This is a genomic window from Streptomyces rubradiris, assembly GCF_016860525.1.
Classification (GTDB): Bacteria; Actinomycetota; Actinomycetes; order Streptomycetales; family Streptomycetaceae; genus Streptomyces; species Streptomyces rubradiris.
Genome location: NZ_BNEA01000015.1, coordinates 3,413,513 through 3,434,723 on the forward strand (window position 1 = coordinate 3,413,513; position 21,211 = coordinate 3,434,723).

Here is a 21,211-nt window from a genome sequence, read left to right on the forward strand (position 1 = left end):
TACCGCACAACGATAGCCGCTGTCCCCACGAGACAAGAAATCCCCCAGGTCAGGCACCCTGCGCGGATTCCTCGGGGCGCTGGTCGCGCAGCACGTGCACGGCCGCGGCGAGCAACGCGAGCAAGCTGGCGCCCACGGGCACGGCGAGCAGCGCGGCGACGGCCCCGCGCCCGGTGTCGTCCGCGAGCGCCACCCGCTCCGGCTCGCCGGGCGCGGCGCGCACGGACACCGCGTCACCCTCGGTGTGGCCCCACGCGCGCGTACCGGCCGGCAGGGCGGCCGTCACCCGCTCCCCCGCGACGGAGTACGTCACCGCGCAGCGGCCGAGGAGGCAGGCCCCGTCGTGGAAGGTGGCCGCGACCGGCTCGGCGCCACGCAGTCCGGTGCGCTGCCGGGCCGCCGGCACGCAGACGGCGTACAGCCAGACCAGCGGCACCAGCACGGCCGCGGCGACGAGGGCGGGCCGGACACGGCGGAAGCGCCCCGGTCCGGTGGTCACCGGCGGGGCGCTTCCGGGGAGTGTGCTCAGTTCTTCTGGATCTGGTCGAAGGACAGCTCGACCGGGGTCTCCCGGCCGAAGATCTCGACCAGGCCCTTGACCTTCTTGGAGTCGGGGTTGATCTCGTTGATGGTCGCCTGGAGCGTGGCGAACGGGCCGTCGGTGACGGTGACCGAGTCGCCGACCTCGAAGTCCAGCACCTGGACCTCGACCTTGCGCTGCGGGGCGGGCTTGCCCTCGGCCTCGGCGGCCTCGCGGGCGGCCTTCTCCTCGGCCTCCGGGGCGAGCATCTTGACGATCTCGTCCAGGGTCAGCGGGTAGGGGTCGTAGGCGTTGCCGACGAAGCCGGTGACGCCCGGGGTGTTGCGGACGACGCCCCAGGACTCGTTCGTCAGGTCCATGCGGACCAGGACGTAACCCGGCAGCTTGTTCTGCTTGATCGTCTTGCGGTCGCCGTTCTTGATCTGGACGACCTCCTCCTGCGGCACCTCGGCCTGGAAGATGTAGTCCTCGACGTTCAGCGAGACGGCGCGCTGCTCCAGGTTGGTCTTCACGCGGTTCTCGTAACCGGCGTAGGTGTGGATGACGTACCACTCGCCGGGCAGGGTGCGCAGTTCCTCGCGCAGGGCCTGGACCGGGTCGACCGGGGCGGCGGTCTCGGCGACGGCTTCCTCGGCGGCCTCGTCGCCCTCGTCCTCGGAGACGTCGTCGTCCTCGGCGTCCTCGGCGTGCACGGCGGCCTCCTCGGCCGGCTCCCCCGCCTCGGCCTCGGCAGCCTCGAACTCGTCCTGGTCGTCCGCGCCCTCGACGATGTCGAGCTCGTCGTCCACCGTCTCGGCAGCCAGCCCGCGGGGCTCAGTGGCGTCGTCGTTCAGGTTCGGGTCAGACACGATGGCTGCTTCTTCCTGGATACATAGGGGTGGAACATGCGAAAAGGGGCGCCGGTACCACGGCGCCCTTCGCTTTTGGCTCAGCCGAAGACGTACTTGGCCGCGTGGTCGAGCCCATAGTCAATCACGGTCACCAGAGCGATCATGATGACGACGAAGAAGATCACCACGGTGGTGTACGAAGTCAGCTGGTTGCGCGTCGGCCAGACGACCTTGCGGAGCTCCGCGATGATCTGGCGGTAGAAGGTGGCGAGGCGCTTCAGCGGGCCCTTCTTGGCGCGCTTACCGCCCTTGCGGGCCTTCTTGGACTCGGGCACCTCGTCCCGGGCATCAGGCGTGTCGATGGAGCCTACGGCGTCCGTCATAGTCCTCACCTGATCCCGGGTCGTGGCCGTGCCGCGCCCGGTTTCTGAGCCGCACGGCGGTGCATTGCTGTACGTACATGCGCACACATCCTGGCGGTGTGTGTAGCAGGGCCGGAGGGACTTGAACCCCCAACCGCCGGTTTTGGAGACCGGTGCTCTACCAATTGAGCTACGACCCTTTGTGTGTCCCCCAACGTACCGCATCCGACCGGGTGCCCGATGTGCACCGGCTCGGCGGCGGCCGTCGAGAGGCCAACGAGGTGAGAGTGTACGTGGTCCGGGGCCCGGCGTCGAACAGAAAGCGCCCGTCGGGATCCCGGAACGGAAGATCGTCCTGGCCGGGGGCCGGATCCGGACCCCTGTTCGCCCCTCGGTCCCCGGCTGCCCAGTCTGTGAAACCCGTGTGCCGGGGGCGTTTCCGGTCTGGAACGATGGGCCGCATGAGCGCTGCAATCCCTCCCACCGAGCGCCGGGTCTCCGCCCGCGTCGGCGCGATCTCCGAGTCCGCCACCCTCGCCGTGGACGCCAAGGCCAAGGCCCTGAAGGCCGCCGGGCGTCCGGTGATCGGCTTCGGCGCCGGTGAGCCCGACTTCCCGACCCCGGACTACATCGTCGAGGCGGCCGTCGAGGCCTGCAAGAACCCCAAGTTCCACCGCTACACCCCGGCCGGCGGCCTGCCCGAGCTGAAGGCCGCGATCGCCGCCAAGACGCTGCGCGACTCCGGCTGGGAGCCCGACGTCTCCCAGATCCTGGTCACCAACGGCGGCAAGCAGGCCATCTACGAGGCCTTCGCCGCGATCCTCGACCCGGGCGACGAGGTCATCGTCCCGGCGCCGTACTGGACGACGTACCCGGAGTCCATCCGCCTGGCCGGCGGTGTCCCGGTGGAGGTCGTCGCGGACGAGACCACCGGCTACCGGGTCTCGGTGGAGCAGCTGGAGGCGGCGCGCACGGAGCGGACGAAGGTCGTCCTCTTCGTCTCCCCGTCCAACCCGACCGGCGCGGTGTACTCCGAGGCCGAGACCGAGGCGATCGGCCGCTGGGCCCTTGAGCACGGCCTGTGGGTGCTCACCGACGAGATCTACGAGCACCTGGTCTACGGCGACGCCGCCGCGGTGTCCCTGCCGGCGCTCCTGCCCGAGCTGCGCGACAAGTGCGTCGTGGTCAACGGCGTGGCGAAGACGTACGCCATGACCGGCTGGCGCGTGGGCTGGGTCATCGGCCCGAAGGACGTCGTCAAGGCCGCGACGAACCTCCAGTCGCACGCCACCTCCAACGTCTCCAACGTGGCCCAGGCGGCCGCCCTGGCCGCCGTCTCGGGCGGCCTGGAGGCCGTGGCGAAGATGCGCGAGGCGTTCGACCGGCGCCGCAAGACCATCGTGCGGATGCTCAACGAGATCGACGGCGTGGTCTGCCCGGAGCCCGAGGGCGCGTTCTACGCCTACCCCTCGGTCAAGGCGCTGCTCGGCAAGGAGATCCGCGGCAAGCGCCCGCAGGACACCGTCGAGCTGGCCGCGCTGATCCTGGAGGAGGCCGAGGTCGCGGTCGTCCCGGGCGAGGCCTTCGGCACGCCGGGCTACCTGCGGCTGTCGTACGCGCTCGGCGACGAGGACCTCGTCGAGGGCGTGAGCCGCGTCCAGAAGCTGCTGGCGGAGGCGCGGGACTAGTTCCCGGCCGCCACGCGCGCGTGCGGGCCGTCTCCCCGTAGGGAGGCGGCCCGTTCGTGTGTACGGGCAAGCCCACCTACGGTGAAACGGCTACCGGGAAGGCGGTGACGTACGGCAGGATCTGGGAATGGAGCGTGTACGTGATCTCTCTGAGCTGCCGAAAGCCCATCTGCACCTGCACTTCACCGGGTCGATGCGACCAGGGACCGTGCTGGAGCTGGCCGACAAGTACGGCGTACGGCTGCCCGACACGCTGAGGGACGCCCTGGTCAGCGGGGACCCGCCCCGGCTGCGCGCCACGGACGAGCGGGGCTGGTTCCGCTTCCAGCGGCTGTACGACGCCGCCCGCTCCTGCCTGCGCGCCCCGGAGGACATCCAGCGCCTGGTCCGGGAGGCCGCGCAGGAGGACCTGAGGGACGGCTCGGGCTGGCTGGAGATCCAGGTGGACCCGACGTCGTACGCCCCCCGGCTGGGCGGTCTGATCCCGGCCCTGGAGGTCATCCTGGACGCGGTCGAGACCACGTCCCGGGAGACCGGCCTCGGCATGCGCGTCCTGGTCGCCGCGAACCGCATGAAGCACCCGCTGGACGCGCGCACACTGGCCCGGCTGGCGGTGCGCTACGCGGACCGGGGCGTGGTCGGCTTCGGGCTCTCCAACGACGAGCGGCGGGGCCTGGCGCGGGACTTCGACCGGGCCTTCCACATCGCGCGCGAGGGCGGCCTGCTGTCGGCCCCGCACGGCGGCGAGCTGTCCGGCCCGGCGTCGGTCCGGGACTGCCTGGACGACCTGCACGCCACGCGGATCGGGCACGGGGTGCGGGCCGCCGAGGACCCGCGGCTGCTGAAGCGGCTGGCCGACCGGGGCGTGACCTGCGAGGTGTGCCCGGCCTCGAACGTGGCGCTCGGCGTGTACGAGAAGCCGCAGGACGTCCCGCTGCGCACCCTCTTCGAGGCGGGCGTGCCGATGGCGCTGGGCGCGGACGACCCGCTGCTGTTCGGCTCGCGGCTGGCCGCTCAGTACGAGATCGCCCGGCACGCCCACGGCTTCTCGGACGCGGAGCTCGCCGAGCTGGCCCGGCAGTCGGTGCGGGGCTCGGCCGCGCCCGAGGAGGTCAAGGCGCGGCTGCTGGCGGGCGTGGACGACTGGCTGACCCGTCCGGCTGTCCGGACCGCCTGACGGGGCCCGGGGTCACCCGGCGGGCTCCTGCGGGGCGCGGATGCCGCCGAGGAGGGTCCGGGCGAGGCGGGCGGCGAACTCGTCCACCGGTGGCCGTCGGCCGGTCTCGGTGGCGTCGTAGGCGAAGGCCCGCTGGGCGCAGGCGCCCAGGAGGAGCGAGGCGGCGGCGTAGGTGTCGGCGTCGGCGCGGACCCGGCCGGCGGCCTGTTCGGCGCGCAGGTAGGCGTCCACGCCCTGGATGGGCATGTGCGGGCCGGAGCCGAGGGCGCGCAAGGTGTCGTCGTGGCGCCGTTTGAGCTGGGTCTCGGCGTACAGGGAGGCGGCGATCGGGAAGCTCTGCTCGTAGAAGAGCGCGGCCTGGCGGGCGATCCCGGTGAGGTTCTCTTCCAGGGTGGCCCGTCCCGGTGCGGCGGCGAGGCTGTCGAGCAGCGGGGTGAGCCGGGGCAGCCGCTCGGTGAGGACCCGTACGAAGAGCTCTTCCTTGCTGTCGAAGTGCTTGTAGAGGGCCGCTTCGGAGCAGCCGGCCGCGCGGGCGATCTCCTTGGTGGTGGCGCGGGCGAGTCCGACGGTGAGCATCAACTCGTGGGCGGCGTCGAGGATGCGCACACGCGCGGGCTTCGTCTCCACGGGCTCCATGGAACTCCTAATCGGCCTTGACGGGCGGGTGGGTGATTACTCACTCTAGGAGCCACGCAGGTAAGTGAGCACTCACTCACCCCTGGGATACGCGCACGGGAATCGGGGAACACCATGAAACTCACTGTTTTCGGTGCCACCGGCGGGACCGGCCGCGAGCTGGTCCGCCAGGCCCTGGACGCCGGTCACGAGGTCACGGCGGTCGTACGGGACCCGGCCCGGCTCCCGGTGTCCGGGGACCGCCTGGAGGTCGTCCGCAGCGGCCTGGACGACCCGGAGGAGCTGCGCGCCGCGGTCCGGGGCCGCCGTGCCGTCCTGTCCGGCCTGGGACCGCGCGGCCGCAGGGCCGACGGGGTGACCGCCCGGCTGACCCGTACGATCGTCCGCGCCATGGAGGCGGAGGGGGTGCGCCGGCTGCTGGTGGTCAGTGCCGCCCCGGTCGGCCCGGCACCCGAGGGCGACGGCCCCCTGGACCGCGCGGTGCGGGGCATCGTGTCGGCGGTCCTGAGGGACGTCTACGCCGATCTGCGCGAGATGGAGGCCGACCTGTCCCGCGGCGGCACCGACTTCACGTGCGTACGGCCGCCGCGGCTCCAGGACAAGCCGCTCACCGGCCGCTACCGCACGGTCGTCGGCGGCAGCCCCGTCAAGGGCCGCTTCCTCGCGCGCGCGGACGTCGCGCACGCGATGCTGTCGATGATCGACGCCAAGGAGACCGTGCGGCAGGGCGTGGGAGTGGCCTACTGAGCCGGCCCGGCGGCTCCCGCCGGTCTTGTCCCTACAGGCTCACGCCGACGGTCACCGGCTCGTTGACGAGCGTGACGCCGAAGGCCGCGCGGACCCCGTCGACCACCTCGCGGGCCAAGGCGAGCAGGTCCTGTGTGGTGGCCCCGCCGCGGTTGGTCAGGGCGAGGGTGTGCTTGGTGGAGATGCGGGCGGGGCCGGTGCCGTAGCCCTTGGTGAAGCCCGCCTTGTCGATCAGCCAGGCCGCGGAGGTCTTCGTACGGCCCTCCCCCGCCGGGTAGGCGGGCGGTTCGGCGCCCTCGCCCAGCCGCTCGCGCACGCGCGCGTGGAAGGCGGCGAACTGCTCGTCGGTGAGGATCGGGTTGGTGAAGAAGGAACCGGCGGACCAGGTGTCGTGGTCCTCGGGGTCCAGCACCATGCCCTTCCCGGCGCGCAGCTTCAGCACGGTCTCGCGGGCGTCGGCGAGCGGCACCCGGTCGCCGGTCGCCACGCCGAGCGCGCGGGCGGTCTCGGCGTACTTCAGCGGCGCGGACAGCCCGTCCGCGTCCTCCAGGCCGAAACGGACCCGGAGCACGACATAGCGGTCAGGGTCGGCCTTGAAACGGCTGTGGCGGTACGAGAAGGCGCACTCCTCGTTCGCCAGGGTGACGGTCCGGCCGGCCCTGCGGTCGTACGCGATCACCTCCGTGATCGTCGAGGAGACCTCCTGGCCGTAGGCGCCCACGTTCTGGATCGGGGTGGCGCCCGCGGAGCCGGGGATGCCGGCCAGGCACTCGATCCCGGCGAGCCCGGCCTCCACGGTGCGGGCGACGGCGTCGCTCCACACCTCGCCGGCCGCCAGCTCCAGGGTGTTGCCGCGCAGTTCGAACCCGCGCGTGGCGATGCGCAGCGCGGTGCCGTCGAACCCCTTGTCGCCGATGACCAGGTTCGAGCCGCCACCGATGACCAGCAGTGGCGTGCCGCTGTCGTCGGCCTCGCGCACCGCGGCGATCACCTCGGCGTCGGTGCCGGCCGTGACCAGCCGGGTCGCGGGGCCGCCGAGCCGGAAGGTGGTCAGCGGGGCAAGGGGGGCGTCGTGGAGTACCTGCACGGGGCCAAGCGTACGAGACGTCACCGAGGGGTCCGGGCAGGCGGGGAGCACCTGCCCTCGGGAACGCCACGCACGCGCGCGTGCCCGTTGCCGCACATCGGCGAAGCCGCGGAGGCGGACCGGCGGGTAAGGGGCGTCCCAGCGATGCGTAAGGGGCGTCCCTCAAGAGAGGGCGCCCCTTACATCGGCTCCGGCTCCGTCAGGCCAGGCGTACGACCGCCCGGGACATGCCCAGCACCTTCTGGCCGGCGCTCGTCGCCGTGAGGTCCACCCGGACGGTGTGGTCGTCCAGCTTGGCCGCGACCTTGCCGCTGACCTCGATCAGCGCGCCCTGGTCGTCGTTCGGGACGACGACGGGCCGGGTGAAGCGGCAGCCGTACTCCACGACCGCCCCCGGGTCCCCGGTCCAGTCCGTGACCACGCGGATCGCCTCGGCCATGGTGAACATGCCGTGCGCGATGACGTCCGGCAGGCCCACCTCCTTGGCGAACTTCTCGTTCCAGTGGATCGGGTTGAAGTCCCCGGAGGCACCGGCGTAGCGCACCAGCGTGGCGCGTGTCACCGGGAAGCTCTGCGCCGGCAGCTCGGTGCCGACCTCGACCTCGTCGTACGCGATCTTCGCCGTCATCGGATTCTCACGCCTCCTCGGCCGCGCGGGCCACGAGCTTGGTCCAGGCGGTCACGACGAGCTCGCCGGACTCGTCGTGGACCTCACCGCGGATGTCCAGGATGTCGTTGCCCGCGAGGGTCTTGACCGCCTCGATGGTGGAGGTGACCGTGAGCCGGTCGCCGGCGCGCACCGGGCGGGCGTAGGCGAACTTCTGGTCGCCGTGCACCACGCGGCTGTAGTCCAGGCCGAGCTGCGGGTCCTGGACGACCTGTCCGGCGGCCCGGAAAGTGATGGAGAACACGAAGGTGGGCGGGGCGATCACATCGGGGTGACCGAATTCCTTGGCGGCCTCGGGATCGGTGTACACCGGATTGGTCTCGCCCACCGCTTCGGCGAACTCACGGATCTTCTCCCGGCCCACCTCGTAGGGCGCGGTGGGCGGGTAGGTCCGTCCCACGAAGGACTGGTCGAGCGCCATGGCCCGGCACCTCCTGATCTCTCCTGTGATGGCCCCAAGTTAGCCGGAAACCGGTCGCGGAATGCGCAGGGGACCGGTGGGGGGAGGCTCGATGCGGGAGGGGCCGTGGAAACGCCGTGAGGCCGCCCCCTCGGAAGGGGACGGCCTCACGGACGAGCCTGATTTATCGCGTTTCGCGGTGCGCGGTGTGCGCGTTGCAACGCGGGCAGTGCTTCTTCATCTCAAGACGGTCCGGGTTGTTACGCCGGTTCTTCTTGGTGATGTAGTTCCGCTCCTTGCACTCCACGCAGGCCAGCGTGATCTTCGGGCGGACGTCGGTGGCAGCCACGTGAGTGCTCCTAAGACGAACGGATGGACTGGTTCAACGCAAGAAAGAGTAGCCGATCGAAGGACCGACCCCGCAATCGGCTACTGTCAGTAGCGGTGACCGGACTTGAACCGGTGACACAGCGATTATGAGCCGCTTGCTCTACCGACTGAGCTACACCGCTTTGATGAGATCAGCTCCCGTCTTGCGACGGGAACCTCTCACATCAGAGCCCCAAAACGGAATCGAACCGTTGACCTTCTCCTTACCATGGAGACGCTCTGCCGACTGAGCTATTGGGGCGAGCGATGAAGACATTACACGGTCCGCCGCCGTTCACCCAAATCCGTATCCCGCCGCCCGCCCGGCAGCCCTCCGCGAGGTGGCCCGGAGAGGGCGGAGAGGTGCCTGGAGAGGGCGGACCACACCGGTACGACTATTGCGCTCCTGCCAGATCCGCGCGGCTCGCGAGCCTAGGCTCGACTCGCCCTGCGTGATCTTGGGGCGACGCACGCGCCCCACGCCTCACGCCGGCCCGACCGAGCCCCTCCCGCCGACCCTGGAGCGCGATGCCCGACAGCCAGCCGCAGCCGCAACCGCCCTCGAACCCGCCGGGCCCGCCGGGGGGCCCGGGGCCGTCCGGCCCGGCCGGCCTGCTGCTGTGCGGGGCGCGGCTGGCCGACGGCCGGACCGTGGACGTACGGCTCGGCGGCGGGCGCATCGAGGCGGTGGGCACGGCCGGCAGCCTCGCGCCGGGCCGGGACCGCCGCACGGGCCTCACCCGCGTGGACCTGAGCGGCTATCTGCTGCTGCCGGCCCCGGCCGAACCGCACGCCCACGGGGACACCGCGCTGTCCGCCGAGCACCCCGGTCCGGTGTCGTACTCCCCCGAGGACGTCCAGCGCCGGGCGACTCAGGCGGCCCTGCTGTACCTCGGGCTCGGCGCGACGGCGGTACGCGCGCACGTGCGCGTGGGCGACGTCCAGGGGCTCGGCGCGCTCGGCGCGGTGCTGCGGGCCCGGCGGTCGCTGCGGGGGCTGGCGGAGCTGACGACGGTGGCGATGCCCCGGCTGCTGACCGGGGCGGCCGGGGCCGACGGGCTGGCGATGCTGCGGGACGCGGTGAAGATGGGCGCCTCGGTGGTGGGCGGCTGCCCCGACCTCGACCCGGATCCCACCGGATACGTGGAGGCGGTCCTGGAAGTGGCCGCCGAACACGGCTGTCCGGTCGACCTGCACACCGACGCCGCCGACCCGGCCCGGCTGGCCCGGCTCGCGGCCATGGCCGGGGGCCTGCGCCCCGGCGTGACGATCGGGCCGTGCGCCGCTCTCGCGCGCCTGCCCGCCCAGGTCGCCTCGCGCGCCGCCGACCGGCTCGCGGCGGCCGGCGTGACGGTGGTCTGCCTGCCCCAGGGCACCTGCGGCGGCGCCGGCCGGCGGGGCACGGCACCGGTACGGCTGCTGCGCGCGGCCGGGGTACGGGTGACGGCCGGCGGCGGGGCGCTGCGCGACATCTCCAACCCCGTCGGCCGCGGCGACCCTCTGGAGGCGGCGTACCTCCTCGCGTCGGTGCACGGTCTGCGCCCGGAGGACGCCTACGACGCGGTGTCCGGCTCGGCCCGTGCGGCGCTGGGCCTGCCGGATGTGCGGGTGGAGGCGGGCTTCCCGGCCGAGTTGCTGGCCGTACGCGGTGACCGGCTGGCCGGGGCGCTCTCCCTCGCCTACAGCAGGATCGTGGTCCACCGGGGCCGCGTGGTGGCCCGTACGAGCGCGGTACGCGAGTACTGCCACTCGACGGGGACGGGGGAAGCGGGACTGCCCCGGCAGGGCCGCGGAGAGCTGTCCTGAGGAGGCGCCGGGTGGGGACCGGCAGAGGCGCCGGGTGGGTCCGACAGGGGGGCCGGGCGGGGTCCGGCAGGGGGCACGCGAGCGCGTGGCCACGCTCGTGCGCGGGGCCGGTGTCACGCCGGTCGACTCGTGCGGCGGGTGTGGCCCTTCGGGCGTACGGTCGGATTCATGCGCATTGTCATCGCTGGTGGTCATGGTCAGATCGCGTTGCGGCTGGAGCGCCTGCTCTCCGCGCGCGGTGACGAGGTGGCGGGGATCATCCGCAACCCGGAGCAGGGTGACGACCTGCGGGCGGCCGGGGCCGAACCGGTCCTGCTCGACCTGGAGTCGGCCCTGCTGGAGGAGGTCGCGGCGCATCTGCAGGGCGCTGACGCCGCGGTCTTCGCGGCGGGCGCGGGTCCGGGCAGCGGCGCGGCCCGCAAGGACACGGTGGACCGGGGCGCGGCGGTGCTGTTCGCGGACGCGGCCGTACGCGCGCGCGTACGGCGCTTCCTGGTGGTGTCCGCCATGGGCGCGGACCCCGCGCACCAGGGGGACGAGGTCTTCGACGCGTATCTGCGCGCCAAGGGCGAGGCCGACGCCTACATCACCCGGCAGGAGGCGCTGGACTGGACGATCCTGCGCCCCGGCGCGCTGACGGACGATCCGGGCACCGGGCTGGTCCGCATGGAGGCGCGCACCGGGCGCGGCTCGATCCCCCGGGACGACGTCGCGACCGTCCTCGCGGAGCTGGTGGACACCCCCGCGACGGCCGGTCTCACGCTGGAGCTGATCAGCGGTTCCACGCCGGTGTCGGTCGCGGTCAAGTCGGTGGCAGGGAACTGAGCGGACTCAGAAAAGGGGCAGCTGGCCGGGGAAGTCCGGTACGACGTAGCCGTCCAAGGAGGGCTGGGCGGCGCCGAGTTGCGCGTGCCGCCGGGAGCCGGCGCAGGAGACGAGGTCGCCGTTCGCCCGCGCCCCGGGCGGGTCGTGGCGCGCGAAGCGGCCGGCTACGACGGCGATGTCGCGGTGGCACACGGGGCAGGTTCTGCGTCGGGAGGACATGCCGCCAGTGTGCCCGCCGGCGCGCCGGGATCTCGACCGGCCGTCAGGTCGCGTACGGGCGGTGGCGGAAGGCGGAAGGGGCGGTTGCCGGATGGGACGGCCGGGGCTGCCGGGTGGGTGTGGCCGGGCGGTCAGGTCCGGGTCTCCGCCTCCCACCGGTCGGGGCCCACTCCGCGCCAGTCGATCAGCGGCGAGTCGGCGACCTCCTCCGGTTCGATCTCCAGCCCCGCCCGGCGCAGGAACTCCACCAAGTCGCGCACGTTGTGCGCGAGTCCGAGGATCTCGCCGTCGACCCGTACCCGGCGACCGCCGGTCGGGGACGGCAGGTGCACGATGATGGGACGCTTCCCGGCCATGGCTCCAGCATCGTCCGGACCGCCCGGACGCGCACCCGGGCCGGTCGTCCGACGGCCGGCTGTCTCCTGAAGGCGGCGGTGGAACCAGGACTCCGGGAGCGCTTTGGGGTTCATGCGCGGCGGGCCACGAAGACGAGTTCCCTTCCCGGTCTGTCGGGGGCGTCGCGGACCTCCTCCACCACGTAGCCGCAGGCGAGCAGGTCCCGCTCGGCCTCCGCCCGCTCCCGGAAGCGCAGCGTGGAGTCCGAGGTGAGCACCTGTCCGTCCGCCGCGAAGGCGTAGCTCTGCCGGAAGGTCACCAGCGGCCCGCTCACCTCGGTCAGCTCGACCCAGTACTCGACCGTTCCGGCGCCGGGGACCTCCGTCACGGAGTACGACCGCTCACGGGTCCACTCCGCCCAGCCGCGCCGGGCCGGGTCGCGGGTCTCGAAGACCAGCCGTCCGCCGGGCCGCAGCGCTTCCCGGGCTCCCCGCAGCGTCTCCCGCCACGCGTGCGGGTCGACGATGGCCTGGGCGACGTTCCCCGTCATCGTCGCCAGGTCCGCCCGGAGCGGCGGGAGGCCGGTCGCGTCGCCGTGGATCCAGCGGACGCGCTCACCACCCGGTTTGGCCCGGCCGACGTCCAGGGAGGCCCGGGCGGGGTCGACGCCGACGACCTCGATGCCGCGCCCGGCCAGGAGGAGGGCGAACACCCCGGTCCCGCAGCCGATGTCCAGCACGCGGCGCGCCCCGAACTCCTCCGCCATGCCCAGATACGCGTCGAGGTCCGCCCGGCCGTTGTGGAGCGCGTCGTAGAGCGCGGCGAGACGTGGATGCGCGAAGCAGTCGTCGGCCATGCGCACGAACGTACGCGGCGCCGGAGGGGGCCGGCGACCCTTTTCCCGGGCGGGCGGACTTCATGTGCGGGGTTCTGGGCACCCAGCCGGTATGGGCAGCCCGATTCCTCCGGGGGCGTCGGCACGGCACCTGTCTCCCGCGCCGGAGAACGTCGTGGTGGCCCGGAGGTTCGTACGGTCGGTGCTGGGCGGTCTGGTGCCGGACGTGGTGGCCACCGCCGAGTTGCTGACCGGCGAGCTGGTGACCAACGCGGTCGTCCACGCGCGCACCGGGATCGAGGTGGAGGTCTGGACCGTCGAGGGCCAGGCCCATGTGCGGGTCAGCGATCACCGCCCGGACTACGGGCTGGTGCCGCACGTCCGCCACCTGTACGCCTGTACCGGCAGGGGCCTGGCCCTGGTCGAGGAGCTGGCCACCAGCCATGGCGTCCACAGCGGGGAGGACCGCAAGACGGTCTGGTTCGAGGTGTGGCCCGAGGCACCGGCGCCGCCGGCGTCCGCCTGGGAGACCGTGGCGCCGCCCGGCCGGACCGTCACCGTGACGCTGAACGACGTACCGTACGCCCTCTACTGGGCGGCCCAGCAGCAGTGGGAGGGGCTGCTGCGCGAACTGTTCCTCGCCCGGTCCGGCGCCTTGTGGGCCGGGGTGCGGCCGGAGGACCTCGCCGCCGCCCAGGACACGAGCAGCATGATCTGCGCGTCCATGACGGCGGCGGTGGAGCAGGAGACCCCCGACAGTTCGACGCTCTCCCTGCGGGTGGCGTTCGCGGCGGACGCGGCGCCCCGCATCGCGACGCTGCGCCGGGTCCTCGACGCCGCCGAAACCGCGGCACAGCAGGAGAGCCTGCTGGCCCTGCCGCCCCTGCCGCACATCCGGGCCTTCCGGCACTGGCTGCTCGACCAGATCGCCGGCCAGCTGCTCGGCGGACAGCCCACCTCGTGGACGCAGGTCACCGGCGCCCCGGGCGCCAACCCGACGGATCTGGCGCCCTGGGACGCGAGTGAGGTGGAGGCGGCCCTCGTGCCGACCGTCGCGGCCGACGACACCAACCGGATCGTCGCGGTGAACGACGCCGCGTCGGGTCTGCTGGGCTGGCCGGCGCACGACCTGGTCGGCCGGCCGCTGACCGTGCTCATGCCCGAACACCTCCGCCGACGCCACGTGTCGGCCTTCACCTCGCTGCTGCTCACCGGGGAGTCCCGCATCCTGGGCCGCCCGATACCGGTGCCCGCGCTGCACCGGGACGGCCGGGTGGTCCCGATCCGCCTCACCATCCAGACGCAGGAGGCGATCGACGGGCGGTCCGTGTTCGTCGCCCAGCTCGCCACGACGACGGCGCCCCCCGTCCCGCCGGACGGCCCCGGGGACGGCCGGCCCGCCACCCGGCCGGTGCCTGGCCCGGTGCACCTGCCGACCAGCACCAAGAAGACGAAGACGCTGAGCACGGAAGCGGCGGCGCCGGAGTGGCTGTCCTTGTTCGCCGACACCGGCATGGCGCTGACCAGCACCCTCGATCCGGACGAGCGGCTGCGCCGGGTGTGCCATGTCCTGACGCGGAGCCTGGCCGACTGGTGCGTGGCGGACCTGGTCGACGAGCAGGGGCGGCTGGAGCGGGTCTGTGTCGTGCACCGCGACCCCCAGGTGCCGGTGTCCGGGAACCACCTCGGCACGCTCCCGCCGGCGTCCGGGGGCACGCAGAGCTCGCTGCTCAGGGTGGTGCGCGGCGCCGGCCCGCTGCTGGTCACCGACATCACCCCGCCCGACGACCCGCCGAGCCCCCTGGACGCCCGGCAGCACGACCTCGTGCGGCGGCTGGGCGGGAGCAGCGCGGTCGTCGCTCCGCTGCGGGCCGAGCGCGCGGTGTTCGGCGCCCTGACCATGGTCCGTAACGATGCCGGGCACCCGTTCGCCAAGGAGGACGTGCCCTTGATCGCGGAGCTGGTCCGCGCCGTCGCGCTCGGGGTGGACAACGCCCGTCTGCACCAGCACGCCCGCTCCAACGCCGAACACCTCCAGCGCGCGCTGCTGCCCGAGCTGCCCCGCGCCGACCGTCTGGAGCTGGCCGCCCGCTATGTGCCGTCCAGCACCACGGCCGAGGTCGGCGGCGACTGGTACGACGCCTTCACGCTGCCGGGCGGTGACATCGTGCTGGTCATCGGGGACGTGTCCGGTCACGATCTCCAGGCCGCGGTCGCCATGAGCACCCTGCGCAACATGCTGCGCGGTATCGCCGTCGACCGGCAGGAACCGCCCGAGGAGGTCCTGCGCCGCCTGGACCTGGCGAGCCAGACCCTGAGCCCGCAGTCCACCGCCACCTGCGTGTACGGCCTGGTCAAGAGCGACGCCCACACGACGTACCTGCACTACTCCTCGGCCGGCCACCTGCCGCCCCTGCTGACCACCCGGGAGGGCGCGACGCGGTACCTGGACGGGGGCCGGGGCCTGCTGATCGGGATGGACCCGCAGCTGCCCCGCCGGTCCGCCTGGGAGCTGCTGCCGCCCCACTCGACGCTGCTGTTCTTCACGGACGGCCTCATCGAACGCCGCGGTGAGTCGCTGGACGAGGCCATGAGCAGGCTCCGCCGGTCCACCGCCGCCCAGGCGCGGACCCCGCTGGACGTCTTCTGCGACGAGCTGATCCTCAGGTTCGGCCGCGACACCACCGACGACATCGCCCTGCTCGCCCTGCGCCCCGGCCCACCGGCCTGACCCGCGTACGACGATGGCCCCGTGACCTGCTGTTCACGCAGGTCACGGGGCCATCGTTCCCGTGTGGCGGCGCCAGGATTCGAACCTGGGTAGGCATAGCCGACAGATTTACAGTCTGCTCCCTTTGGCCGCTCGGGCACACCGCCGGGTATCGCTGCCGCTTCGAACCCGCTTTCGGCGGTGTTCCCCGGCAACGACGTAAACAATACCCGATGCGCGGGGGTGCTTCGCCACCTGGTTGATCTCCGCACGCGGGGGCGCGGGGTGGCTAGGCTGGTGCGGATGCGGCCCGGTGCTCCACCGGGCCCGGCGGTCGCCGCCGCGCCGCCGGCACCCACCCCATCCGCAACCCGATGCAAGGAGCCACAGGACATGGCCGACTCCAGTTTCGACATCGTCTCGAAGGTCGAGCGGCAGGAGGTCGACAACGCCCTCAACCAGGCCGCCAAGGAGATCTCGCAGCGCTACGACTTCAAGGGCGTGGGGGCTTCGATCTCGTGGTCCGGCGACAAGATCCTCATGGAGGCGAACTCCGAGGACCGGGTGAAGGCCGTCCTCGACGTCTTCGAGTCCAAGCTCATCAAGCGCGGCATCTCGCTGAAGGCGCTGGAGGCGGGCGAGCCGCAGCTCTCCGGCAAGGAGTACAAGATCTTCGCGTCGATCCAGGAGGGCATCTCCCAGGAGAACGCCAAGAAGGTGGCGAAGATCATCCGCGACGAGGGCCCGAAGGGCGTCAAGGCGCAGGTCCAGGGTGACGAACTGCGCGTCAGCTCCAAGAGCCGCGACGACCTCCAGACCGTGATCGCCCTCCTGAAGGGCAAGGACTTCGATTTCGCGCTGCAGTTCGTGAACTACCGCTAGGCGCGCGGAACGCGGAAAGGGCGGGTGCCGTGGGGCACCCGCCCTTCCGCGCTGCCCGGAGCGCTTCCGGCCGCGCTCGGTCGCGCGAGTCGCCGGATCAGTCCCGCGAGTTGCCGAACAGGATGCGGTAGACGATCAGCAGCACCAGGGAGCCGCCGATGGCCGCCGCCCAGGTCGCGCCGTCGTAGAAGTGCTTGCTGACCGGGTGGTCCAGCCAGCGCGCCGAGATCCAGCCGCCGATGAACGCGCCCGCGATGCCGATGAGGGTCGTACCGATGAAGCCGCCGGGGTCGCGGCCCGGCAGCAGGAGCTTGGCGATGGCTCCGGCCAGCAGTCCCAGGATGATCCAGCTGATGATGCCCATGCCGTGAACCTGCCCTCCCGCGCTGTGTCCGCGCCGTCCGTGCCCCGGTTCACCGCCGTGGGACCGGTGCGCGGCACGCGCGCGTGTTCCTGCCGTGTCGAGAAGGAAGACGCCCGCGGTCCGTCCGCTGGTTGCCGCGCTCGGCGGGATGCGGCGTTCGACACGTACGGACGCCGGCGCGGGCCGCTCGCCGGCGGTCAGCGGGCGGCGAACGGCCGGTCGGTGGGGACGATCTCGCGGCCCAGCGGCAGCAGGGAGACCGGGATCAGTTTGAAGTTGGCGATGCCGAACGGGATGCCGATGACCGTGACGCACAGCAGGACGCCGGTCACGATGTGGGCGAGCGCCAGCCACCAGCCGGCCAGGACCAGCCACAGCACGTTGCCCACACAGGAGGGCGCCCCCGCGTCGCGCCGCTCGACCGTGGTGTGCCCGAAGGGCCACAGGGCGTAGGCGCCGATACGGAAGGCGGCGATCCCGAAGGGGATGCCGATGACCGTGACGCACAGCAGGACACCGGCGAAGAGGTACCCGAGGAACAGCCAGAAGCCGGACAGGACGAGCCAGATGACGTTCAGGATGGTCTTCACGGTTGTCCTGCCATCCTTTCGAGGCGGGCGATGCGCTCCGTCATCGGCGGGTGCGTGGAGAACATCTTGGACATCCCCTGGCCCGGGCGGAAGGGGTTGGCGATCATCATGTGGCTCGCCGTCTCGATCCGGGGCTCGGGAGGCAGCGGAAGCTGCTTGGTGCCCGTCTCCAGCTTGCGCAGGGCACTGGCGAGGGCGAGCGGGTCGCCGGTGAGCTGGGCGCCGGAGGCGTCCGCCTCGTACTCCCGGGAGCGGCTGATGGCCAGCTGGATCAGGGAGGCGGCGAGCGGGCCGAGGATCATGATCAGCAGCATGCCGAACAGGCCGGGCCCCTCGTCGTCGTCCGAGCGGCCGACCGGGATCAGCCAGGCGAAGTTCACCAGGAACATGATCACGGAGGCGAGCGCGCCGGCGACCGAGGAGATGAGGATGTCCCGGTTGTAGACGTGGCTCAGCTCGTGACCGATGACGCCGCGCAACTCGCGCTCGTCCAGCAGGCGCAGGATGCCCTCGGTGCAGCACACGGCCGCATTGCGCGGATTGCGGCCGGTGGCGAAGGCGTTCGGGGCCTCCGTCGGCGAGATGTACAGCCGGGGCATGGGCTGGCGGGCCTGCGTGGACAGCTCCCGCACCATCCGGTACAGCGCCGGGGCCTCGAACTCGCTGACCGGGCGGGCACGCATCGCGCGCAGCGCGAGCTTGTCGCTGTTCCAGTACGCGTACGCGTTCGTGCCCAGGGCGACCAGGACGGCGACGACCAGCCCGGTGCGGCCGAAGAAGCCTCCGATGACGATGATGAGCGCGGACAGCCCTCCGAGGAGTACGGCCGTCCTGAGCCCGTTGTGCCGGCGGTGCACGGTGCGCCCTCCAAGTCGTGCTGCTGGGGATCACTCCGATCCGGTGGACCCTCCCGCTTCGGACAACGCCGGGCGAGGCCCACGAGTTCCCGCGCACCTGCGGCCGCCCGCCCCGGCGGGGCGGTTGACGTGGCCTTTCGACCGTACGCGCGCGGGGTCCGACGGGTGCCCCGCGCGCGCGTGCCGACTCCTAGAACAGTCCGCCGGACGCGAAACGGAGGACCAGCTGGGGCGCTCCGGACAGGGCGACGCCGAGGACTCCGGTCAGGGCGAGCGCGGCCGTGAGGGGGGCCGGGGCCCGGTGCCGGACGGGCTCGCCCTCGGGGGCTCGGAACAGCAGGGCCGTCCACTGGAGGTAGTAGAAGAGGGCGATCACGACGTTGACGGCCATGACCACGGCGAGCCAGCCCAGGCCCGCGTCGACGGCCGCCGAGAACACGGTGACCTTGGCGAACAGGCCGATGACGCCCGGCGGCAGCCCGGCCAGGCACAGCAGGAAGAAGGCCAGCAGCAGCGCGCTGAGCGGGTTGGTGGCGTACAGGCCCCGGTAGTCGGCGATCCGGTTCAGCGCCCGGCCGCGGCCCACCAGGGCGGCCACGGCGAAGGCGCCGAGGTTCACGGCGGCGTACATCAGGGCGTACGCGACGGTGGAGCCGATCGCCCGCTCGGCGTCCTTGGTGTATCCGGCGGCGGCGATCGGCACCAGCAGATAGCCGGCCTGGCCGACGGAGGACCAGGCGAGCAGCCGTACGGCGCTGTACGCGCGCGTGGCCCGCTGGCGCAGGGCGGCGACGTTGCCGGCGGTCATGGTGAGGGCGGCCAGGACGGCGAGCGCCGGCCCCCAGACGTCGGCGTACGACGGGAACCCGACGACGGTGACGAGGATCAGGCCGGAGAAGCCGACCGCCTTGCCGACGACCGACAGATAGGCGGCGACGGGCAGGGGCGCGCCCACGTAGGTGTCGGGCACCCAGAAGTGGAAGGGCGCGGCGGCCGTCTTGAAGGCGAAGCCGACGAGGGTCAGTACGACACCGGCCTGGGCGAGGGTGTGCAGCTGCCCGTCGACGTGCGCCAGGCGCTCGGCGACCTGGGTGAGGTGGAGGGTGCCGGTGGAGGCGTAGACGAAGCTGATGCCCATCAGGCTGACCGCGGTGGCGGTGACCGAGGACAGGAAGAACTTCAGCGCGGCCTCGGAGGACCGCTTGTCGCCGTGCCGGATGCCCACGAGGGCGAACGCGGGCAGCGAGGCGACCTCCAGGGCGACGATCAGCGTGGCCAGGTCGCGGGAGGCGGGCAGCAGGGCGGCACCGGCCGCGGAGGACAGCAGCAGGAACCAGAACTCGCCCGCCGGGACGCGCCGCCGCTCGTCGTCCAGGTGGGTGACGGACAGCAGCGCCGCGAGCAGGGCGCCGCCGAGCACCAGGAACTGGATGACGAGGGTGAAGTGGTCGGCGGTGTAGCTGCACGCGCGCGCGGGGGCGCTGGTGCAGAAGGTGGCGCGGTCGCCGTTCAGGAGGGGCAGCAGCAGCGCGGTCGCCGCGGCGAGCCCGGCGACCGAGATCCAGCCGAGCACGGCCTTGCGGGACTCGGGCACGAACAGGTCGGCGACGAGGACGGCGAGCGCGACGACGGCGGCGAGGGTGGGCGGGGCGATCGCGAGCCAGTCGACGGACTGGACCAGCGACTCGGCAAGCGGCTGGGCGCTCATCGGGTGCCTCCTGCGAGGAGCTGCTGCACGGCCGGGTCGGTCAGGCCGAGCAGGGCCTTCGGCCACAGTCCGGCGAGGACGGTGAGGACGACCAGCGGGGTCCAGGCGGCGAGCTCGTAGCCGTGGACGTCGGCGAGCTTCGCCGTCTCGCGGTCCGCGCCGCCCATGCTGACGCGGCGGACCACGATCAGCATGTACGCGGCGGTGAGCAGGGTGCCGAACGCGCCGATCGCCATGAAGGTGAGGAAGGCCGGCCGGCTCAGGTCGGCGGCGGGCCGGAAGGAGCCGAACAGGGCGAGCATCTCCCCCCAGAACCCGGCGAGTCCGGGCAGCCCGAGCGAGGCGACCGCGGCGAAGGCGAGCAGACCGCCGAGGCGCGGGGCCCTGCCGTACAGGGCGGCGCCCGTCTCCTTGGCCAGGGTGTCCAGGTCGGTGCTGCCGGTGCGGTCCTTCAGCGCGCCGACCAGGAAGAACAGCAGGCCGGTGATGAGGCCGTGGGCGATGTTGGCGAACAGGGCGCCGTTCACGCCGGTCGGGGTGGTGCTGGCGATGCCGAGCAGGACGAAGCCCATGTGGCCGACGGAGGAGTAGGCGATCAGCCGCTTGAGGTCGCCCTTGGCGCCCTGCCGGGCGAGGGCGAGGCAGGCCAGGGAGCCGTAGACGATCCCGACGACGGCGAACGCGGCGAGGTACGGCGCGAAGGTGCGGAAGCCGTCCGGCGCGACCGGCAGGACGATCCGGACGAACCCGTACGTACCCATCTTCAGCAGGACGCCGGCCAGCAGGACCGAGCCGACGGTCGGCGCGGCGGTGTGGGCGTCGGGCAGCCAGCTGTGCAGCGGCCACATCGGCGTCTTCACCGCGAGCCCGATCCCGATCGCCAGAACGGCGATGACCTGCACGGATGTGGTCAGCGACCGGCCGTTGTCAGTGGCGAGTGCCACCATGTCGAACGTGCCCGCCTTGATCCCGATCAGGAGCAGGCCGAGCAGCATGACCACGGAACCGAGCAGCGTGAACAGGATGAACTTCCACGCGGCCCGGGTCCGGCCCGCACCGCCCCAGCGGGCGATGAGGAAGTACATCGGGATGAGCACCATCTCGAACGCGAGGAAGAACAGCAGCAGGTCGAGCACGGCGAAGGTGGCGAGGGTGCCGGACTCCAGCAGCAGCAGGAGTGCGACGAACGCCTTCGGGGCCGGGCCCGCCGGCGGCTTGAAGTAGGAGTAGAGCGCGCAGAGGAAGGTCAGCAGCGCGGTCAGGACCAGGAGGGGGAGGGAGATGCCGTCGGTGCCGAGGTGGATCCGCACGTCGAGCGCGGGAATCCAGCTGATGTCGGTCGTGGCCTGCATCCTCGACGGATGGTCGTGGTCGAAGCCGAGCGCGAGGACGATCGCGGCGGCGAGGATCGCGCCGGTGACGGTCACGCCGTGCCGCAGCACGGCCTGCTCGGGCGACTTCCCCTTCAGTCCGGGCGGGGCCGGGAGGAGCGCGGCCACGGCGCCGAGGAGCGGGCCGACGACGACGAATGCCAGAAGGAACTGCATCACGGACTCGTTGATATCGATCACGCCT

At 72.4% G+C, this 21,211-nt stretch carries 23 protein-coding genes and 4 tRNA genes; 7 read left to right on the plus strand and 20 right to left on the minus strand.

Going from position 1 to position 21,211, the window contains the following annotated elements; genetic code table 11:
* Window positions 1–49 precede the first annotated feature (49 nt).
* The 4 genes from Srubr_RS28210 to Srubr_RS28225 form a co-directional block, all read right to left on the minus strand.
* On the minus strand, window positions 50–499 hold the full coding sequence (locus tag Srubr_RS28210) for a hypothetical protein (RefSeq protein WP_189994189.1): 450 nt from the start codon (window positions 497–499) through the stop codon (window positions 50–52).
* A gap of 26 nt (window positions 500–525) precedes the next feature.
* Complete coding sequence (gene nusG, locus Srubr_RS28215; RefSeq protein ID WP_189994191.1) at window positions 526–1,389, minus strand: transcription termination/antitermination protein NusG; 864 nt, start codon at window positions 1,387–1,389, stop codon at window positions 526–528.
* An 80-nt stretch (window positions 1,390–1,469) separates the two neighbouring features.
* On the minus strand, window positions 1,470–1,754 hold the full coding sequence (secE, locus tag Srubr_RS28220; protein ID WP_189994192.1) for a preprotein translocase subunit SecE: 285 nt from the start codon (window positions 1,752–1,754) through the stop codon (window positions 1,470–1,472).
* Between the two features lie 106 nt (window positions 1,755–1,860).
* A tRNA-Trp gene (locus Srubr_RS28225) sits at window positions 1,861–1,933 on the minus strand.
* Window positions 1,934–2,194: 261 nt separating this feature from the next.
* Between Srubr_RS28225 and Srubr_RS28230 the strand changes: the two genes are divergently transcribed.
* The gene (locus Srubr_RS28230) at window positions 2,195–3,421 is read left to right on the plus strand and encodes a pyridoxal phosphate-dependent aminotransferase (protein WP_189994194.1); all 1,227 of its coding nucleotides are present in this window, start codon (window positions 2,195–2,197) and stop codon (window positions 3,419–3,421) included.
* A gap of 127 nt (window positions 3,422–3,548) precedes the next feature.
* Window positions 3,549–4,598 carry an adenosine deaminase gene (locus Srubr_RS28235; protein ID WP_189994196.1) on the plus strand — a complete coding sequence of 350 codons (1,050 nt, stop codon included), beginning with the start codon at window positions 3,549–3,551 and terminating at the stop codon, window positions 4,596–4,598.
* Between the two features lie 12 nt (window positions 4,599–4,610).
* Here the strand turns inward: Srubr_RS28235 and Srubr_RS28240 are convergent, their stop codons facing one another.
* Window positions 4,611–5,234 (minus strand): TetR/AcrR family transcriptional regulator, encoded by a 624-nt coding sequence (locus tag Srubr_RS28240; RefSeq protein ID WP_189994198.1) that lies wholly within the window; start codon window positions 5,232–5,234, stop codon window positions 4,611–4,613.
* A 114-nt stretch (window positions 5,235–5,348) separates the two neighbouring features.
* On the opposite strand from Srubr_RS28240, the gene Srubr_RS28245 reads away from it, so the two are divergent.
* Window positions 5,349–5,981 (plus strand): NAD(P)-dependent oxidoreductase, encoded by a 633-nt coding sequence (locus Srubr_RS28245; protein WP_189994200.1) that lies wholly within the window; start codon window positions 5,349–5,351, stop codon window positions 5,979–5,981.
* Between the two features lie 31 nt (window positions 5,982–6,012).
* Here Srubr_RS28245 and Srubr_RS28250 read toward each other — a convergent pair whose 3' ends face one another.
* The 6 genes from Srubr_RS28250 to Srubr_RS28275 form a co-directional block, all read right to left on the minus strand.
* The gene (locus tag Srubr_RS28250) at window positions 6,013–7,068 is read right to left on the minus strand and encodes a UDP-N-acetylmuramate dehydrogenase (protein WP_189994201.1); all 1,056 of its coding nucleotides are present in this window, start codon (window positions 7,066–7,068) and stop codon (window positions 6,013–6,015) included.
* 199 nt (window positions 7,069–7,267) lie between these two features.
* A complete protein-coding gene (locus Srubr_RS28255; protein ID WP_189994203.1) occupies window positions 7,268–7,696 on the minus strand; it encodes a MaoC family dehydratase in 429 nt (142 codons plus the stop codon).
* Between the two features lie 7 nt (window positions 7,697–7,703).
* A complete protein-coding gene (locus tag Srubr_RS28260; RefSeq protein WP_189994205.1) occupies window positions 7,704–8,156 on the minus strand; it encodes a MaoC family dehydratase N-terminal domain-containing protein in 453 nt (150 codons plus the stop codon).
* Window positions 8,157–8,319: 163 nt separating this feature from the next.
* The gene (gene rpmG, locus Srubr_RS28265) at window positions 8,320–8,484 is read right to left on the minus strand and encodes a 50S ribosomal protein L33 (RefSeq protein WP_003948671.1); all 165 of its coding nucleotides are present in this window, start codon (window positions 8,482–8,484) and stop codon (window positions 8,320–8,322) included.
* Window positions 8,485–8,574: 90 nt separating this feature from the next.
* Window positions 8,575–8,647 (minus strand) — tRNA-Met (locus Srubr_RS28270).
* A gap of 46 nt (window positions 8,648–8,693) precedes the next feature.
* A tRNA-Thr gene (locus tag Srubr_RS28275) sits at window positions 8,694–8,766 on the minus strand.
* 266 nt (window positions 8,767–9,032) lie between these two features.
* Between Srubr_RS28275 and Srubr_RS28280 the strand changes: the two genes are divergently transcribed.
* On the plus strand, window positions 9,033–10,310 hold the full coding sequence (locus tag Srubr_RS28280) for an amidohydrolase family protein (RefSeq protein WP_189994207.1): 1,278 nt from the start codon (window positions 9,033–9,035) through the stop codon (window positions 10,308–10,310).
* A gap of 168 nt (window positions 10,311–10,478) precedes the next feature.
* Window positions 10,479–11,135 carry an SDR family oxidoreductase gene (locus tag Srubr_RS28285; protein ID WP_189994208.1) on the plus strand — a complete coding sequence of 219 codons (657 nt, stop codon included), beginning with the start codon at window positions 10,479–10,481 and terminating at the stop codon, window positions 11,133–11,135.
* Window positions 11,136–11,141: 6 nt separating this feature from the next.
* Here Srubr_RS28285 and Srubr_RS28290 read toward each other — a convergent pair whose 3' ends face one another.
* The 3 genes from Srubr_RS28290 to Srubr_RS28300 all read right to left on the minus strand — a co-directional run bounded on the left by Srubr_RS28290 (window position 11,142) and on the right by Srubr_RS28300 (window position 12,546).
* The gene (locus Srubr_RS28290; protein WP_189994210.1) at window positions 11,142–11,354 is read right to left on the minus strand and encodes a hypothetical protein; all 213 of its coding nucleotides are present in this window, start codon (window positions 11,352–11,354) and stop codon (window positions 11,142–11,144) included.
* A gap of 131 nt (window positions 11,355–11,485) precedes the next feature.
* Window positions 11,486–11,710 (minus strand): hypothetical protein, encoded by a 225-nt coding sequence (locus Srubr_RS28295; RefSeq protein WP_030641125.1) that lies wholly within the window; start codon window positions 11,708–11,710, stop codon window positions 11,486–11,488.
* A gap of 110 nt (window positions 11,711–11,820) precedes the next feature.
* The gene (locus Srubr_RS28300; RefSeq protein ID WP_189994212.1) at window positions 11,821–12,546 is read right to left on the minus strand and encodes a class I SAM-dependent methyltransferase; all 726 of its coding nucleotides are present in this window, start codon (window positions 12,544–12,546) and stop codon (window positions 11,821–11,823) included.
* 91 nt (window positions 12,547–12,637) lie between these two features.
* Between Srubr_RS28300 and Srubr_RS28305 the strand changes: the two genes are divergently transcribed.
* Window positions 12,638–15,256 (plus strand): SpoIIE family protein phosphatase, encoded by a 2,619-nt coding sequence (locus Srubr_RS28305; protein WP_189994221.1) that lies wholly within the window; start codon window positions 12,638–12,640, stop codon window positions 15,254–15,256.
* Window positions 15,257–15,320: 64 nt separating this feature from the next.
* Here Srubr_RS28305 and Srubr_RS28310 read toward each other — a convergent pair.
* Window positions 15,321–15,402 (minus strand) — tRNA-Tyr (locus Srubr_RS28310).
* A 226-nt stretch (window positions 15,403–15,628) separates the two neighbouring features.
* On the opposite strand from Srubr_RS28310, the gene Srubr_RS28315 reads away from it, so the two are divergent.
* The gene (locus Srubr_RS28315) at window positions 15,629–16,117 is read left to right on the plus strand and encodes a YajQ family cyclic di-GMP-binding protein (RefSeq protein WP_030601390.1); all 489 of its coding nucleotides are present in this window, start codon (window positions 15,629–15,631) and stop codon (window positions 16,115–16,117) included.
* 97 nt (window positions 16,118–16,214) lie between these two features.
* On the opposite strand, the gene Srubr_RS28320 is transcribed toward Srubr_RS28315, so the two are convergent.
* The 5 genes from Srubr_RS28320 to Srubr_RS28340 form a co-directional block, all read right to left on the minus strand.
* Window positions 16,215–16,481 carry a GlsB/YeaQ/YmgE family stress response membrane protein gene (locus tag Srubr_RS28320; protein ID WP_189994223.1) on the minus strand — a complete coding sequence of 89 codons (267 nt, stop codon included), beginning with the start codon at window positions 16,479–16,481 and terminating at the stop codon, window positions 16,215–16,217.
* A 197-nt stretch (window positions 16,482–16,678) separates the two neighbouring features.
* Complete coding sequence (locus tag Srubr_RS28325; protein WP_189994225.1) at window positions 16,679–17,071, minus strand: YccF domain-containing protein; 393 nt, start codon at window positions 17,069–17,071, stop codon at window positions 16,679–16,681.
* Window positions 17,068–17,928 carry a zinc metalloprotease HtpX gene (htpX, locus tag Srubr_RS28330; RefSeq protein WP_189994227.1) on the minus strand — a complete coding sequence of 287 codons (861 nt, stop codon included), beginning with the start codon at window positions 17,926–17,928 and terminating at the stop codon, window positions 17,068–17,070. The genes Srubr_RS28325 and htpX overlap by 4 nt, the downstream gene beginning before the upstream one ends.
* A 190-nt stretch (window positions 17,929–18,118) precedes the next feature.
* Window positions 18,119–19,636, minus strand: coding sequence for an NADH-quinone oxidoreductase subunit N (locus tag Srubr_RS28335; RefSeq protein WP_189994229.1), 1,518 nt, complete (start codon window positions 19,634–19,636; stop codon window positions 18,119–18,121).
* Window positions 19,633–21,207, minus strand: coding sequence for an NADH-quinone oxidoreductase subunit M (locus Srubr_RS28340; RefSeq protein WP_189994231.1), 1,575 nt, complete (start codon window positions 21,205–21,207; stop codon window positions 19,633–19,635). Before Srubr_RS28340 ends, Srubr_RS28335 begins: the two co-directional genes overlap by 4 nt.
* Window positions 21,208–21,211: the final 4 nt, after the last annotated feature.

Bases quoted from the DNA above. Each gene is read 5' to 3' on its own strand.
- Srubr_RS28300 (WP_189994212.1), bottom strand. From the start codon at position 12,546: ATGGCCGACGACTGCTTCGCGCATCCACGTCTCGCCGCGCTCTACGAC.
- Srubr_RS28335 (WP_189994229.1), bottom strand. From the start codon at position 19,636: ATGAGCGCCCAGCCGCTTGCCGAGTCGCTGGTCCAGTCCGTCGACTGG.
- Srubr_RS28315 (WP_030601390.1), top strand. From the start codon at position 15,629: ATGGCCGACTCCAGTTTCGACATCGTCTCGAAGGTCGAGCGGCAGGAG.
- Srubr_RS28255 (WP_189994203.1), bottom strand. From the start codon at position 7,696: ATGACGGCGAAGATCGCGTACGACGAGGTCGAGGTCGGCACCGAGCTG.
- Srubr_RS28305 (WP_189994221.1), top strand. From the start codon at position 12,638: ATGGGCAGCCCGATTCCTCCGGGGGCGTCGGCACGGCACCTGTCTCCC.
- Srubr_RS28230 (WP_189994194.1), top strand. From the start codon at position 2,195: ATGAGCGCTGCAATCCCTCCCACCGAGCGCCGGGTCTCCGCCCGCGTC.
- Srubr_RS28245 (WP_189994200.1), top strand. From the start codon at position 5,349: ATGAAACTCACTGTTTTCGGTGCCACCGGCGGGACCGGCCGCGAGCTG.
- Srubr_RS28280 (WP_189994207.1), top strand. From the start codon at position 9,033: ATGCCCGACAGCCAGCCGCAGCCGCAACCGCCCTCGAACCCGCCGGGC.
- Srubr_RS28290 (WP_189994210.1), bottom strand. From the start codon at position 11,354: ATGTCCTCCCGACGCAGAACCTGCCCCGTGTGCCACCGCGACATCGCC.
- Srubr_RS28260 (WP_189994205.1), bottom strand. From the start codon at position 8,156: ATGGCGCTCGACCAGTCCTTCGTGGGACGGACCTACCCGCCCACCGCG.
- secE (WP_189994192.1), bottom strand. From the start codon at position 1,754: ATGACGGACGCCGTAGGCTCCATCGACACGCCTGATGCCCGGGACGAG.
- Srubr_RS28320 (WP_189994223.1), bottom strand. From the start codon at position 16,481: ATGGGCATCATCAGCTGGATCATCCTGGGACTGCTGGCCGGAGCCATC.
- Srubr_RS28285 (WP_189994208.1), top strand. From the start codon at position 10,479: ATGCGCATTGTCATCGCTGGTGGTCATGGTCAGATCGCGTTGCGGCTG.
- Srubr_RS28295 (WP_030641125.1), bottom strand. From the start codon at position 11,710: ATGGCCGGGAAGCGTCCCATCATCGTGCACCTGCCGTCCCCGACCGGC.
- Srubr_RS28240 (WP_189994198.1), bottom strand. From the start codon at position 5,234: ATGGAGCCCGTGGAGACGAAGCCCGCGCGTGTGCGCATCCTCGACGCC.
- Srubr_RS28235 (WP_189994196.1), top strand. From the start codon at position 3,549: ATGGAGCGTGTACGTGATCTCTCTGAGCTGCCGAAAGCCCATCTGCAC.